We start from the raw sequence: 14851 nt of genomic DNA, 5'->3' as shown, positions 1-14851 counted from the left end.
ACCCCGGCGATGCCGGCGAGTACCGCGACGACGAACGAGAACAGGTCCGGCTGCCAGATGAAGCTGGTGTTGCCCTCCCGGCGCTCCTGGCGCTCCCGGCGCTCCTGGCGCTCCTGGCCCGGTAGTTACACCTGCGGGCGCAGGCGGGCCTGGTCGACCGGGCTGCGGCCCTCCTGGGTGCCCTTGAGGAGGGCGCTGCCCTCGCGCCAGTCCTTCCAGTCCATGTTCCAGTCGCCGTAGCCGTTGCCGAAGGTGTCCATGTCGTCGCCGATGCTGTTGATGACCCGGACGATGTCGCCTTCGGTGATGTTCTCGTAGAACCAGGCGGCGTTGCCCGTGCTCATTCCGGTGCAGCCGTGGCTGACGTTCTCGTATCCCTGGGAGCCGACGGACCACGGCGCGGCGTGGACGTATTCACCGCTCCAGGTGACGCGCGTCGCGTAGTAGACGGGCAGGTTGTAGTACTCGCTGCCGCCGATGCCGACCGTGTCCCCGCGCATCTGGACGTAGTACTGCTTGCCGAGGACCACCTTGACGCCGTTGCGGGTGGAGAAGCCCGGCTTTCCGGTGGTCACCGGAATGGTGTTGATCACTTCTCCGTTGCGCTTGAACGTGAGGTAGTGCGAGGCGGCGTCCGTGGTGACCTCGACGCGGTCGCCGATCTCCAGCTTCAGGGGCTTGGAGGCGGCGCCGTGCAGGTCGTCGGAGATCTTCACGCCCTCCAGGTTGCTCCGTACGGAGACCGTGGTGTTGGCGGGCCAGTACTCCTTGGGCCGGTAGTGGAGCTTCTTGTCGTCCACCCAGTGCCAGGCGCCCTCGGCCTCCGGCGGGGCGTCGACGACCAGGCCGCGTTCGACGACGGCGCGGGCCGCCTTGTCCTTCACCGGTTCGTTGAGCTCGGCCGTGAGGGGCTGTCCGACGCCGTACTTGCCCTCGTCCGGGCCGAATTCGACCTTGAGGACCTTCTGCGCCGGGGTGGTGTCGAAGGTGAGCGTGCGCTGCCCGGGGGCGCCGCGTTCGTCCTCGGTGCTCACGAGGACGGTGTAGCGGACGCCGGCGGCCATCGGGACGGTGCTGTGCCAGCGGTCGCCGGAGGCGGACAGCTCGCCCGCCAGGCGGCGTCCGTGGGTGTCCACGGCGCTGACGTCGGTGATGCGGCCGTTGCCGCTCTTGGCGGTCACTTCCAGGGGCTTGTCCGGATCGACCGGGCGGCTGCCGGTGGGCTGGTTGAGTGCGACCTGGTCGCCCGCGTCGTAGGGGCGGGCGGACAGCGGGTTGTCGTCGCCCGACCCGCATGCGGTGGCGCCGGCCCCGAGGGACGCGACCAGCAGGGAGCAGCCGATTACGGTCCAAAGACGCGGTGACTGGTTCATGGAGCCAACGCTATGAAGATATGACAATTACGGCGCGCGGGGTGACTGCAAACGAGGGGCCCGGACTCCTCCATTGGAGGTGTCCGGGCCCCTGGTCTCACGCTGCGGCCGCTCCGGGGAGCGGATGCGGGGGTGCGGCTACTGGTTCTGGTTCTCGCCGCGGTAGTACTCGTACACCCAGCCCCACAGACCCACCAGGATCAGCGGCGCCGAGAAGTACATCAGCCACCAGCCGAAGATGACGCCCATGAAGGCGAAGGCGCCACCGATGGCCAGCGAGAGCGGCTGCCAGCTGTGCGGGGAGAAGAACCCCAGCTCGCCCGCCTCGTCGGCTACGTCGGCCTCCAGGTTGTCCTGGGCCATCTGGTCGACGCGCGCCGCCGTGAAGGCCAGGTAGTAGCCGATCATGGCGCTCAGGCCGAAGGCCAGTGCGAGCGCGGTGGTGCCGACCGGCTCCTTCGACCACACGCCGTACACGACGGTCATGATCAGGATGAAGGCGGCGAGCCACAGGAACATCCTGCCCTGGATCTTCACTTGCCGGCCTCCTTGCCACCCGCGACGGCCTTGGTGGCCACGGAGTGGTCCTCAAGGTGGTCGAGGGCCGCGATCTCGGGGTGATGCAGATCGAATGCCGGGGATTCGGACCGGATCCTCGGCAGGGTGAGGAAGTTGTGCCGCGGCGGCGGGCAAGACGTCGCCCATTCGAGCGAACGGCCGTAGCCCCACGGGTCGTCGACCTCGACCTTCTTGCCGTACTTCGCCGTCTTCCAGACGTTGTACATGAAGGGGAGCATCGACAGGCCCAGCAGGAACGAGCTGATCGTCGAGATCGTGTTCAGCAGGGTGAAGCCGTCCGCCGCGAGGTAGTCCGCGTAACGACGCGGCATGCCCTCGGCGCCCAGCCAGTGCTGCACCAGGAAGGTGCCGTGGAAGCCGATGAACAGCGTCCAGAAGGTGATCTTGCCGAGGCGCTCGTCCAGCATCTTGCCCGTGAACTTCGGCCACCAGAAGTGGAAGCCGGCGAACATCGCGAAGACCACGGTGCCGAAGACGACGTAGTGGAAGTGCGCGACGACGAAGTACGAGTCGGAGACGTGGAAGTCCATCGGGGGCGAGGCCAGGATGACGCCGGTCAGACCACCGAAGGTGAAGGTGACCAGGAAGCCGATCGTCCAGAGCATCGGGGTCTCGAAGGACAGCGAGCCCTTCCACATGGTGCCGATCCAGTTGAAGAACTTCACACCGGTCGGAACCGCGATGAGGAACGTCATGAAGGAGAAGAACGGCAGCAGCACACCGCCGGTGACGTACATGTGGTGGGCCCACACGGTCACCGAAAGGCCGGCGATGGAAATCGTCGCGGCGATCAGACCGATGTAACCGAACATCGGCTTGCGCGAGAAGACCGGAATGATCTCTGAAACGATTCCGAAGAATGGCAGCGCGATGATGTACACCTCTGGATGGCCGAAGAACCAGAAGAGGTGTTGCCACAGTAGGGCGCCGCCATTTGCCGCGTCGAAGACGTGCGCACCGAACTTCCGGTCGGCCTCCAGCGCGAAGAGCGCGGCGGCCAGCACCGGGAAGGCGAGCAGGACCAGGACACCGGTCAGCAGCACGTTCCAGGTGAAGATCGGCATGCGGAACATCGTCATGCCGGGGGCGCGCATGCAGATGATCGTGGTGATGAAGTTGACCGAACCGAGGATCGTGCCGAAGCCGGAGAAGGCCAGACCCATGATCCACATGTCGGCGCCGATGCCCGGCGAGCGGACGGCGTCCGACAGCGGGGAGTAGGCGAACCAGCCGAAGTCGGCAGCACCCGAAGGGGTGACGAAGCCGGCCACCGCGATGGTCGAACCGAAGAGGTACAGCCAGTACGCGAACATGTTCAGCCGCGGGAACGCCACGTCGGGCGCGCCGATCTGCAGCGGCATGATCCAGTTCGCGAAGCCCGCGAACAGCGGGGTGGCGAACATCAGCAGCATGATCGTGCCATGCATGGTGAACGCCTGGTTGAACTGCTCGTTCGACATGATCTGCGTGCCCGGACGGGCCAGCTCGGCGCGCATGAAGAGCGCCAGGAGGCCGCCGATGAGGAAGAACACGAACGACGTGAGCAGGTACATCGTGCCGATGGTCTTGTGGTCGGTGGTGGTCAACCACTTCACGACCACGTTGCCCGGCTGCTTCGTCCGGACCGGCAACTCGTTCTCGTACGAGTCGGCCTCGGCACCCTGAGGCTGGTTGAGGATGCTCACAGTTTGTTCACCTCAGCATTGCGGGCCGGGTCGGTCTGCTGGATGCCGGCGGGGAGGAAGCCGGTCTGACCCTTCTCCGCGAGCTCCTTCAGGTGCGCCTTGTACGCCTCCGGGGAGACGACCTTGACGTTGAAGAGCATTCGGGAGTGGTCGACACCGCAGAGCTCGGCGCACTTGCCCATGAAGACGCCCTCTTGGGTCGGGGTGACCTCGAAGACGTTGGTGTGGCCCGGAATGACGTCCTGCTTGAACAGGAAGGGGACCACCCAGAAGGAGTGGATGACGTCGTTCGACGACAGGATGAAGCGGACCTTCTCGCCCTTGGGGAGCCAGAGGGTCGGACCCGGGTTGTTGGTCTCCGGGTTCCGGTCGCTCGGGACGCCCTTGGTGTAGACGCCTTCGGCGCCCTTCGGGAAGTCCTTGGTGTAGCGGTCCGGAAGGGAGGCGAGTTCCTTGGGAACCTCACCCGCCTTCGGGGTCGCCGCATCGCCGTCGACGTCCTCGATGTAGTTGAAGCCCCAGCTCCACTGGAAGCCGATCACGTTGATCGTGTGCGCCGGCTTGGCGGAGAGGGAGAGCAGCTTCGACTCGTCGCGCGCGGTGAAGTAGAAGAGCACCGAGACGATGATGAGCGGGACCACGGTGTACAGCGCCTCGATGGGCATGTTGTACCGGGTCTGCGGGGGAACCTCGACCTTGGTCCGGCTGCGCCGGTGGAAGATGACGCTCCACATGATCAGGCCCCACACGAGGATGCCGGTGATCAGAGCGGCCGCCCAGGACCCCTGCCACAGGGAGAGGATGCGAGGCGCCTCTTCAGTGACCGGGGTGGGCAATCCGAGGCGGGGGAAGTCTTTCCATGTATACGAGCAACCAGTGGCGGTCGCCAGGACCACGCCCGCAGTCAGCGCCTGCAGCAGCTTCCGCCGCATCGGGCGCCGCGGCGAGCGGTCGGAGCCGTAGGGACTCACGTAGCGCCTTCCCGAGAGTCTCGGCCCGCGCGGCCGGCCGCGGCCGCATTCGGGTCGGTCGCCGGCCCTGACGCAGGCAGGGGTTTGGATGTTTATGCGGACCAAACCCTACTGGACGCTATTTGGGGTCGCGCGGGGAGGGTGCCCAACGCGCCGTTACTGACCCCGAAGGGATGGATCCGCCGTACGGGGGACGGCCCAACGGGCCCCGAATGGCGGGGTCCCGGCGACATCTGACGGGCCCTGAACTCGGCCGGTGACGGCGCCGGCGCGGCGTCCGGTTAGCGTGACCGGATGCCGTACTTCGACACCGCGTCCGCCGCCCCGCTGCACCCCGTGGCCCGGCAGGCGCTCCAGGCCTCCCTTGACGAAGGCTGGGCCGACCCGGCCCGGCTGTACCGCGAAGGGCGCCGGGCCCGGCTGCTGCTGGACGCGGCGCGGGAGGCGGCGGCGGAGGCGGTGGGCTGCCGCCCCGACGAGCTCGTGTTCACTCCTTCGGGGACGCACGCGGTTCACTCGGGCATGGCCGGGGTCCTGGCGGGGCGTCGGCGCGTCGGCGGGCATCTGGTCGTATCGGCGGTGGAACACAGTTCCGTACTGCACGCGGCGGAGGTCCACGCGGCGGGCGGCGGGCGGGTCGAGGAGGTCCCGGTGGACCGGTTCGGCCGGGTCTCCGTCCCCTCCTACGGGGAACTGGTCGGCCCCTCCACCGCGCTGGCCTGCCTCCAGTCGGCCAACCACGAGGTCGGCACCGTCCAGCCCGTGGCGGAGGTCGCCGAGGTGTGCGCCGCCGCCGGGGTGCCGTTGCTGGTGGACGCCGCGCAGTCGCTGGGCTGGGGGCCGGTCCCCGGGAACTGGTCCGTGCTGTGCGCGAGCGCCCACAAATGGGGCGGCCCGCCCGGGGTCGGCCTGCTGGCGGTCCGCAAGGGAGTGCGCTTCTCCCCCCAAGGCCCCGCCGACGAAAGGGAGTCGGGGCGCTCCCCCGGCTTCGTCAACCTCCCCGCGGCCGTCGCGGCGGCGGCCTCCCTGCGGGCGGTGCGCGCCGAGGCGGACGCGGAGGCGGCGCGCCTGCGGATCCTGGTGGACCGGCTGCGGCGGCGGGTGGCCCGGCTGGTGCCGGACGTGGAGGTGGTGGGCCATCCGGACCTGCGGCTGCCGCACCTGGTCACCTTCTCCTGCCTGTACGTGGACGGCGAGACCCTGCTCCACGGGCTGGACCGGGCCGGCTACTCCGTGTCCTCCGGCTCCTCGTGCACGAGCTCGACGCTGACGCCGTCCCATGTGCTGCGGGCCATGGGGGTGCTGTCGGAGGGGAACGTACGGGTCTCCCTGCCGGCCGGTACGACGGCTGCGGAGGTCAACGGCTTCCTGGAGGTGCTGCCGGGGCTGGTGGCGGGGGTGCGCGAGCAACTCGGCGTGGTGGAAGCGGTGTTGCCCGGCTCCGGTACCGGCCCCGGCCCCGGCCCGGACGCGGAGTCGCTGGAGCTGGACACCCTCGGGCTGCGGTGTCCGCAGCCGGTGATCGAGCTGGGGCGGGCGATCGGGCGGGTGCCGGTGGGGGGCACGGTGACGGTGCTGTCCGACGACGAGGTCGCCCGGCTGGACATTCCGGCGTGGTGCGCGATGCGCGGGCAGACCTACGTGGGCGAGGCCCCGCGCCCCGTCGGTACCGCGTACACGGTCCGCCGGGCGGTCTGACCCGGGCCGCGGCGGCCTGGGGGGCGGGGCGGCCCGCGGGGCTTGTCCCCTACCCGCCCTTCCACCGTTCCCCGGGCTCCGCCCGGACCCGTTCCCGCGCGCGGCGCGGCCGCGAGGGGCCCGGGGCACAGCCCCGGGGAACGGGCGAAGGGTGGGTAGGGGACTTCGCCCCGCAGGGCCCAGCCACCCGCACCCGCCCATCGGGCCCCGCCCGCGCGCGGCGGGCAGGACCCGGCCCCGCGAGGGGCTACGCCGGGAGGTGGGACTGGACTTCCGTCGCCGCCTCGTCGCCGTAGGCCTTCGTGAAGCGCTCCATGAAGTGGGCCCGGCCCAGGGTGTACTCCTGGGTGCCGAGGGTCTCGATGACGAGCGTGGCCAGCATGCAGCCGATCTGCGCGGCCCGCTCCAGGCCGACGCCCCAGCCCAGCCCCGTCAGGAAGCCCGCGCGGAACGCGTCGCCCACGCCCGTCGGGTCGACCTTGGCGGTCTCCTCCGGGCAGCCGACCACGATCGGCTCGTGGCCGACCCGGTCGATGCGGACGCCGTTCGAGCCGAGCGTGGTGACCCGGGTGCCGACCTTCGCGAGGATCTCCGCGTCGGTCCAGCCGGACTTCGCCTCGATGAGGCCCTTCTCGTACTCGTTCGAGAAGAGGTACGTCGCGCCCTCCATCAGGGTGCGGATGTTGTCGCCGTCCATGCGGGCGATCTGCTGCGAGAAGTCCGCCGCGAAGGGGATCGCGCGGGTGCGGCACTCCTCCGTGTGGCGCAGCATCGCCTCGGGGTCGTCCGCGCCGATCAGGACGAGGTCCAGGCCGCCGACCCGGTCCGCGACCGACTTCAGCTCGATCAGGCGGGCCTCGCTCATCGCGCCCGTGTAGAAGGAGCCGATCTGGTTGTGGTCGGCGTCCGTCGTGCAGACGAAGCGCGCGGTGTGCAGGACCTCGGAGATCCGCACGGACTGGGTGTCGACGCCGTGCCGGTCGAGCCAGGCGCGGTACTCGTCGAAGTCGGAGCCGGCCGCGCCGACGAGGATCGGCCGGGCGCCGAGCTGCCCCATGCCGAAGCAGATGTTCGGGCCGACGCCGCCGCGCCGCACGTCGAGGTTGTCGACGAGGAAGGAGAGGGAGACCGTGTGCAGCTGGTCCGCGACCAACTGGTCGGCGAAGCGGCCGGGGAAGGTCATGAGGTGGTCGGTGGCGATGGAGCCGGTGACTGCGATACGCACGGCGTGGACGCTCCTGCGGGGGAAGGCAAGGGGACAGTCAAAACTACCCGCTCGGCGGGCGAACGGCCGACCGGCCGAAACTACCCCGTAGTAGCCCTTTCTTCGCCCGCGAAGGCGTGCCTACCGTGCCCCATGACCTACACCGATGGCTTCGGGCACGTCCGGACCTCCGAGAACGCGGCGGGCACCGGCTTCGAACAATTGTTGGGCGACTGCGCCCGGATGGCCCCGCATTGGCCGGTTCCCGCCGGTCCGCGGCCGGATCGGGTGCGGCCCTCGCAGATCAGGGGGATCCGCGTCCCGGCGGCCTCGGCCCGGCTCATCGCCTCCACGGCGGTCTACGGGTACTAGGCGGAACCGGATCCGCGTCTGTTCCGTCACACCCGCATCACCCCCTGCGGGACGGGCAAAGGAGCGATGCGGTGACCAGCGAACATCCCGATGGACCGGAAGCACCCGATGCACCCGAGACGGCCGGGACGGCCGGGGTGCCCGGCACCCCCGGTGCGTCACGTGCCACACGACGGCGCCCGGTCTGGGTGGTCGCTCCGATCGCGGCCGCCGTCCTGCTCACCGGCGGCGGCACCGCGCTGTGGGCGTCGAACGCCCACGGCGAGGGCCGCGCGGGCGAAGGGCGTACGGCCGCCGCCGCGGCCTCCGCGCCCCGCGCGCTGCCCACTCCGCCCGGGCCCGGCATCGCCCCCGGCGAGCCCGACCCCGCCGGCGGCGGGGTCACGTACACCGCCGACGTCCCGCTCCCGGACGGCCCCGCCACGGCGCCGGCCTTCGCGGCGGGCGGTGAGGTGACCTCCGCCGAGGTGACGCGGCTGGCGACGGCGCTGGGCATCTCCGGCGCGCCCCGGCTCGTCGGGGAGACCTGGCGGGCGGGAGAGACGGCGGACGGCTCCGGGCCCCGGCTCACGGTGAACCTCAAGGCCCCCGGGACCTGGACCTTCTCCCGCTTCCGGGCCGGCGGCGCCGGGGACGACTGCGTGCGCGGCAAGGACACCTGCGGCCCGGCCACCCTTCCCCAGGACGCGGGGCAGGATCAGGGTTCGGGGCAGGCTCAGGGTTCGGGGCAGGAGCACGGCGGCACCGGCGGGACCCCGGTCTCCGAGGAGGCCGCCAAGGCCGCCGCCGCGCCCGTGCTGGCGGCCGTGGGGCAGGGCGGGGCCGCGCTCGACGCCCGGATCGTGCAGGGCTCCGTACGCCTGGTGACGGCCGACCCGGTGATCGGCGGCCTGCGCACGCAGGGCTGGTCCACCCGGATCGGCGTCGGGGCGGACTCCCAGCCGGTGTCGGGCAGCGGCGAGCTGAAGGCTCCGGCGCGGGCCGCCGAGCAGCCGGTGATCGGCGCGGTGGACGCGCTGGCCCGGCTGAACGACGCGTCCCGGGGTTCCGGCGCCAAGGACCCCGGCCCGAGCGGCTGCGCCACGAGCGTCCCGCTGACCCCGGACACCCCGGTCGGCGCCACGGACACGCTGCCGTGCAACCCGGAGCCCCGGCCGATGAAGCCGACGCGCACGGAGTCGGTGCGGGGCGCCGCGCTCGGGCTGGTCCCGGGCACGGTCGACGGGACCCGCGGCCTGGTGCCGGCCTGGCTGTTCGAGGTGGCCGGCAAGGACGGAGGCCCGGGCCGCACGGTGGCCCAGCCGGCGGCCCTGAGCGGGGAGACTCCCCCGGTGGACCTGCCCACCCCGGTCGACCCGCCCGCGAAGGGGCAGACCGTGCCCGGTTTCTCGTACGCCGCGGCCGACCGGACGCTGACCGTGAACTTCTGGGGCGGGGTGTGCAGCACGTACGCCCTGGAGGTCCGGGAGCAGCCCGGGACGGTGCTGGTCAGGATCACGGACACCCCGAACAAGCCGGGGCAGGCCTGCATCATGCTCGCGAAGGAGATGACGGTGACGGGCACGCTCCAGCAGCCGCTCGGCGACCGCAAGGTGATCGACGCGACCACCGGCAAGCCCGTCCCCCACCAGTAGGGCCAGCAGGCTCCAGGACGTACGAGAGGGGCCCCTGCGCGGATGTCCGCGCAGGGGCCCCTCTCGTCGTGCTCTGCGAGCTCAGCCGGGCCGTGAGGCCCCTGCGGGGCTTAGTTGAACGAGTCGCCGCAGGCGCAGGAGCCCGTGGCGTTCGGGTTGTCGATCGTGAAGCCCTGCTTCTCGATGGTGTCGACGAAGTCGATGGACGCACCGTGCAGGTACGGGGAGCTCATCCGGTCGGTGACGACCTTCACACCGTCGAAGTCCTTCACGACGTCGCCGTCGAGGGAGCGCTCGTCGAAGAAGAGCTGGTAGCGCAGGCCCGAGCAGCCACCGGGCTGGACGGCGACGCGCAGCGCCAGGTCGTCGCGGCCTTCCTGCTCCAGCAGGGTCCTGACCTTCTCGGCGGCGGCGTCGGACAGGAGGATGCCGTCGCTCACGGTGGTCTTTTCGTCCTGTACGGACATCTGCATTCACTCCCGAAGTGGGCGGCTCCCCGCCGGGAGCGGGGAAACGTCGGACTCTTGCCGTCGGTGGCAACGAGCGGGACCGCGGATTCATTCCGGGACCCGACGCGTGTTTCAGAAATTCCATGCTCGCACACCGTCGCGCGGTGGTGGGTCCCGGCGAGGCACCCGTGGGGGGCGGGCGAATTCGTCACATCGACACTATCGGCATCGTCAAAGTGACGTGAAGCAGTTATGATAGATAGCGTCAAATAGACGAGAAGTCGAAGCGATGGCTTCAGAGTGGCTTCAGAAGTCCCTTGTCGAAGAACAGAAAGGGTGCGTGTCGTGACCACCGCCCAGCCTTTGGACAACCAGCCTTTGGACGTCCAGCCGACGCCCCTTGCCTTGCTGCTGCTCGGCCGCGAAGCCGACCCCAAGAGCGAGCGCGGGGTGGAGTGCCCCGGCGACCTGCCCTCGCCGTCGGACCCGAACCTCGTGGCGCGCGCCCGTGCCGCCAAGGAGAAGCTCGGGGACAAGGTCTTCATCCTCGGCCACCACTACCAGCGTGACGAGGTCATCGAGTTCGCCGACGTCACCGGTGACTCCTTCAAGCTCGCCAAGGACGCGGCCGCCAGGCCGGAGGCCGAGTACATCGTCTTCTGCGGCGTCCACTTCATGGCCGAGTCCGCGGACATCCTCACCTCGGACGGCCAGAAGGTCGTCCTGCCGGACCTGGCCGCGGGCTGCTCGATGGCCGACATGGCCACCGCCGAGCAGGTCGCGGAGTGCTGGGACGTGCTGACCGAGGCCGGCATCGCCGGAGCCACGGTCCCCGTCTCGTACATGAACTCCTCGGCCGACATCAAGGCCTTCACGGGCAAGCACGGCGGCACGATCTGTACGTCGTCCAACGCCAAGAAGGCCCTGGAGTGGGCGTTCGAGCAGGGCGAGAAGGTGCTCTTCCTGCCGGACCAGCACCTGGGCCGCAACACCGCCGTCCGCGACATGGGCATGTCCCTGGACGACTGCGTGCTCTACAACCCGCACAAGCCGAACGGCGGCCTGACCGTCGAGCAGCTCCGCAACGCCAAGATGATCCTGTGGCGCGGTCACTGCTCGGTCCACGGCCGCTTCTCGGTCGACTCGGTCAACGACGTGCGCGCCCGCATCCCCGGCGTGAACGTCCTGGTCCACCCGGAGTGCAAGCACGAGGTCGTGGCGGCCGCGGACTACGTCGGCTCCACCGAGTACATCATCAAGGCGCTGGAGGCGGCCCCGGCCGGCTCCAAGTGGGCCATCGGCACCGAGCTGAACCTCGTGCGCCGCCTGGCGAACCGTTTCGCCGCGCAGGACAAGGAGGTCGTCTTCCTCGACAAGACGGTCTGCTTCTGCTCGACCATGAACCGCATCGACCTCCCCCACCTGGTGTGGACCCTGGAGTCCCTGGCCGAGGGCAACCTCGTCAACCAGATCCAGGTCGACAAGGAGACCGAGAGCTTCGCCAAGCTCGCCCTGGAGCGGATGCTCGCGCTTCCGTAGCCCGGACCCGCGGCACGACGACCGAAGGGCCGCCCCTCCTGCGAGGGGCGGCCCTTCGGCGTGTACGTGCCTACGGCTCTCAGACCTTGACCGGGCTCTCGTCCTGCGCGGAGGCCGCCGGGGCCGGGACCACGCTCAGGCGGGCCCGCTTCTTCGCGCTGCGGCGCTCCTTGCGGAGCTCCAGCATCGTGTAGAGGGTCGGCACCAGGAGCAGGGTCAGCAGGGTGGAGCTGATCAGGCCGCCGATGACGACCACCGCGAGCGGCTGCGAGATGAAGCCGCCCTCCCCGGTGACGCCCAGCGCCATCGGGAGCAGCGCGAAGATCGTCGCCAGTGCCGTCATCAGGATCGGGCGCAGCCGGTGGCGGCCGCCCTCGACGACCGCCTCGATCACGCCGTAGCCCTGGGCCCGGTACTGGTTGACCAGGTCGATCAGGACGATCGCGTTGGTCACGACGATGCCGATGAGCATCAGCATGCCGATCATCGCCGGGACGCCGAGCGGGGTGCCGGTGACCAGGAGCAGGCCGAGCGCGCCGGTCGCGGCGAAGGGGATCGAGACCAGCAGGATCAGCGGCTGGACCAGCGAGCGGAACGTCGCGACGAGCAGCATGAACACGATCGCGATGGCCGCGAGCATGGCCAGGCCCAGCTGGCCGAAGGCCTCGCTCTGGTCCTGTCCGACGCCGCCGATGGTGGCCGTGGCGCCCTCGGGCAGGTCCAGGGCCTTGATCTTGGTCTGCAGGGTGGAGCTGACGGCGCCGGTGTTGTCACCGACCGGCTTCGCGGTGATGGTCGCGGCGCGGGCGCCGTCGATCCGGGTCATCGCGACGGGGCCGGGGACCTCCTTGACCTCGGCGATGTCGCCGAGCTTCACGGGGCCGACGGGCAGCGCCCGCAGCTGGGCCAGGGTGGTGGCCGGCTGTGCGGACTTGATGACGATGTCCCGCTCGGTGTCGTCCAGTACGGCCTTGCCCGCCGGGTTGCCGCGTACGGCCTGGCCGACGAGGGCGCCGAGCGCCGCCTGGTTCAGGCCGAGCTCCGCCGCCTTGGGGGTGGCGGTGACCGAGATCCGGGGCACGGACTGGGACAGGTCGCTCTGGACGTCGGTGACGTCGTCGATCTTCGCCACCGCGGCGCGGACCTGCTCGGCCGCCTTGGCGAGGACGGCTCCGTCGCCGGCCTTGACGACGACGCTGAGGTTCTGGCTGCCGAAGCCGTCACCGGCCGCGATGGTGGTCTCGCCGATGCCGTCGAGCCCCTTCAGGGCGGTCTCGATGTGCTTCTTGGCCGAGTCGGTGCGGCCCGAGTCCTCCATCGTGACCTGGTACGAGGCCTGGTTGGAGCCCGTACCGCCGCCGAAGGCGGCCATGAAGCCGGAGGAGCCGACGGTGACCTGGTAGTCCTTGACCCCGTCGGTCCCGTCCAGGACCTTCTCGACCTTGCGGCTCGCCTCGTCCGCGGCGGCCAGCGAGGTGCCGGGCGGCAGCTGCTGCTTGATGCTGAGGACTTCCTGCTCGCCCTGGTCGAAGAAGTTCGTCTTGAGCAGCGGGGTCATGCCCAGCGTCGCGACGAGCACCACGACGGCGACGACGAGGGTGGTCACCCGGCGCCGGGTGACCAGGCCCAGGGCCCGTACGTAGAACCGCTGGAGCTTGCTGCGGGACTCCTTCTCCTCGGCCTCGCGGCGGGCCTTGTCGATGCTCGCGGCGTCCCCCTCGCTGACGCCCTTCGGCGCGCGCAGGAACCAGTACGAGAGCACCGGCACGACCGTCAGGGAGACGAGCAGCGAGGCCAGCAGGGCCGCGGTGACGGTGATGGAGAACGGGCCGAAGAACTGGCCGACCATGCCGCCGACGAAGGCGATCGGCAGGAAGACGGCGACGGTGGTGAGCGTGGAGGAGGTGACCGCGCCGGCCACTTCCTTGACCGCGGTGATGATGGCGTGCTGCCGCTCCTCGCCGTAGCCGAGGTGGCGCTTGATGTTCTCCAGGACCACGATCGAGTCGTCGACGACCCGGCCGATGGCGATGGTGAGCGCGCCCAGCGTCAGCATGTTGAGGGAGAGGTCGCGGGTCCACAGCACGATCAGCGCCAGGACGACGGAGAGCGGGATGGAGACCGCGGTGACCAGCGTCGAGCGCAGGGAGCCGAGGAAGACCAGGATCACGACGACGGCGAAGACCAGGCCGAGCAGGCCCTCGGTGGTCAGGCCCGAGATGGACTTGGCGACGGCCGGGCCCTGGTCGCTGACGACGGTCAGCTCGGCGCCGGAGCCGAGGGTGGAGCGGAGCTCGGGCAGCTTGTCCTTGACCGCGTCCGAGATGGCGACGGCGCTGCCGTCCTTGTCCATGGTCAGCATGACGGCGAGGCTGGGCTTGCCGTTGGTGCGGGTGACGGAGTCGGCCTTGGCCGGCTCCTGCTTCACGCTCGCCACGTCGCCGAGGCGGACGGCGGGCTTGCCCGGGCCGGCGGTGAGGCGCAGGTCCTCCAGCTGGGCGAGCGAGGTGTAGCCCGAACCGACGCGCACGGTGCGGTTCTTGCCCGCCTCGTCGAAGGAGCCGGCGGGGACGGTGGCGCCGCCCGCCTGGAGGCCTTGGGCCAGGGCCGCGCCGTCGAGGCCGGCGGCGGCGAGCTTCGCGTCGTCGGGGGTGACGGTGACCTGGAGGTCCCGGACCCCGTCGACGGTGACCTGGCCGACGCCCGCGATGTCCTCCAGCGCGGGGACCACGGACTTGTTCAGCTGGTCGGCCAGCGCCTGCTGGTCCTTGTCGGAGGTGACGGCGAGGACCACGGTCGGGATGTCGTCGGTGGAACCGGCGACGACCTGCGGGTCGACCTCGGAGGGCAGCCGTACGCGGGCCCGGTTGACGGCCTGCTGCACGTCGGCGACGAGCTGCTTGGTGCCCTCGTCGCCGTAGTCGAAGGTCGCCATGATGAGGGCGTTGCCCTCGCTGGCGGTGGAGGTGATGCCGGTGATGCCGTCGACGCCCTTGAGCATGGCTTCGATCGGCTCGACGACCTGCTTCTCCACCACGTCGGGCGAGGCGCCCTGGTACGGCGCGAGCACGGACACCATCGGCAGGTCGATGGAGGGCAGCAGCTGCTGCTTGAGCTGTGGGATGGCAATGGCGCCGAAGAGGAGCGCGACGAGCGACACGAGGCCGATCAGCGCCCTCTGGGCGAGGCTGAAGCGGGACAGCCGGAACATGGCTATGGGGATCTCTCTGCAGGGACGCGGTGACGTCGACGAGGCATGACGGACGGCCGTGCCTTCGGGCACGCGCGGGGCCCCTCAGCCTCTCCCGCGCACGGGCACGCCGGCGTCGCTCCCAGGTCCCGTCCTT

The 14851-nt window shown here is 70.3% G+C and carries 11 protein-coding genes; 4 read left to right on the top strand and 7 right to left on the bottom strand.

The genetic code is table 11. The annotated features are described in order from the left end of the window. Window positions 1-125: 125 nt before the first annotated feature. The 4 genes from ACWCP2_RS19165 to ctaC all read right to left on the bottom strand — a co-directional run bounded on the left by ACWCP2_RS19165 (window position 126) and on the right by ctaC (window position 4608). Window positions 126-1373, bottom strand: coding sequence for an Ig-like domain-containing protein (locus ACWCP2_RS19165; protein ID WP_450909753.1), 1248 nt, complete (start codon window positions 1371-1373; stop codon window positions 126-128). Window positions 1374-1511: 138 nt separating this feature from the next. After that, window positions 1512-1910, bottom strand: coding sequence for a cytochrome c oxidase subunit 4 (locus ACWCP2_RS19160; RefSeq protein WP_383952642.1), 399 nt, complete (start codon window positions 1908-1910; stop codon window positions 1512-1514). Continuing rightward, window positions 1907-3637, bottom strand: coding sequence for an aa3-type cytochrome oxidase subunit I (ctaD, locus tag ACWCP2_RS19155; protein ID WP_450909752.1), 1731 nt, complete (start codon window positions 3635-3637; stop codon window positions 1907-1909). The genes ACWCP2_RS19160 and ctaD overlap by 4 nt, the downstream gene beginning before the upstream one ends. Next, window positions 3634-4608: an aa3-type cytochrome oxidase subunit II gene (ctaC, locus tag ACWCP2_RS19150; protein ID WP_450909751.1), complete on the bottom strand. Its 975-nt coding sequence runs from the start codon at window positions 4606-4608 to the stop codon at window positions 3634-3636. The genes ctaD and ctaC overlap by 4 nt, the downstream gene beginning before the upstream one ends. 294 nt (window positions 4609-4902) lie before the next feature. Here ctaC and ACWCP2_RS19145 point away from each other — a divergent pair, with 294 nt between their 5' ends. Continuing rightward, entirely contained in the window at window positions 4903-6306 is a 1404-nt protein-coding gene (locus ACWCP2_RS19145) for an aminotransferase class V-fold PLP-dependent enzyme (RefSeq protein ID WP_450909750.1), read from the top strand. Between the two features lie 247 nt (window positions 6307-6553). Here the strand turns inward: ACWCP2_RS19145 and ACWCP2_RS19140 are convergent, their stop codons facing one another. Further along, on the bottom strand, window positions 6554-7531 hold the full coding sequence (locus ACWCP2_RS19140; RefSeq protein ID WP_450909749.1) for a carbohydrate kinase family protein: 978 nt from the start codon (window positions 7529-7531) through the stop codon (window positions 6554-6556). 132 nt (window positions 7532-7663) lie between these two features. On the opposite strand from ACWCP2_RS19140, the gene ACWCP2_RS19135 reads away from it, so the two are divergent. Next, complete coding sequence (locus tag ACWCP2_RS19135; protein WP_450909748.1) at window positions 7664-7882, top strand: hypothetical protein; 219 nt, start codon at window positions 7664-7666, stop codon at window positions 7880-7882. A 71-nt stretch (window positions 7883-7953) separates the two neighbouring features. Next, on the top strand, window positions 7954-9516 hold the full coding sequence (locus ACWCP2_RS19130; RefSeq protein ID WP_450909747.1) for a hypothetical protein: 1563 nt from the start codon (window positions 7954-7956) through the stop codon (window positions 9514-9516). Between the two features lie 110 nt (window positions 9517-9626). Here ACWCP2_RS19130 and erpA read toward each other — a convergent pair whose 3' ends face one another. Continuing rightward, window positions 9627-9983: an iron-sulfur cluster insertion protein ErpA gene (erpA, locus tag ACWCP2_RS19125; RefSeq protein WP_243330017.1), complete on the bottom strand. Its 357-nt coding sequence runs from the start codon at window positions 9981-9983 to the stop codon at window positions 9627-9629. 318 nt (window positions 9984-10301) lie between these two features. Here erpA and nadA point away from each other — a divergent pair, with 318 nt between their 5' ends. Continuing rightward, window positions 10302-11504 carry a quinolinate synthase NadA gene (gene nadA, locus ACWCP2_RS19120; RefSeq protein ID WP_450909746.1) on the top strand — a complete coding sequence of 401 codons (1203 nt, stop codon included), beginning with the start codon at window positions 10302-10304 and terminating at the stop codon, window positions 11502-11504. A 79-nt stretch (window positions 11505-11583) separates the two neighbouring features. Here the strand turns inward: nadA and ACWCP2_RS19115 are convergent, their stop codons facing one another. Continuing rightward, complete coding sequence (locus ACWCP2_RS19115) at window positions 11584-14715, bottom strand: efflux RND transporter permease subunit (protein WP_450909745.1); 3132 nt, start codon at window positions 14713-14715, stop codon at window positions 11584-11586. Window positions 14716-14851: the final 136 nt, after the last annotated feature.

This window comes from Streptomyces sp. NPDC002104 (assembly GCF_053593795.1).
The sequence above is the reverse complement of the archived record's forward strand: the minus strand, read 5'-3'. Positions and strand labels throughout refer to the sequence as shown.

What these genes read in the sequence shown, in the direction of transcription:
- ACWCP2_RS19165 (WP_450909753.1), bottom strand. Translation starts at nt 1,373, where the DNA reads ATGAACCAGTCACCGCGTCTTTGGACCGTAATCGGCTGCTCCCTGCTG.
- ACWCP2_RS19145 (WP_450909750.1), top strand. Translation starts at nt 4,903, where the DNA reads ATGCCGTACTTCGACACCGCGTCCGCCGCCCCGCTGCACCCCGTGGCC.
- ACWCP2_RS19135 (WP_450909748.1), top strand. Translation starts at nt 7,664, where the DNA reads ATGACCTACACCGATGGCTTCGGGCACGTCCGGACCTCCGAGAACGCG.
- erpA (WP_243330017.1), bottom strand. Translation starts at nt 9,983, where the DNA reads ATGTCCGTACAGGACGAAAAGACCACCGTGAGCGACGGCATCCTCCTG.
- ACWCP2_RS19115 (WP_450909745.1), bottom strand. Translation starts at nt 14,715, where the DNA reads ATGTTCCGGCTGTCCCGCTTCAGCCTCGCCCAGAGGGCGCTGATCGGC.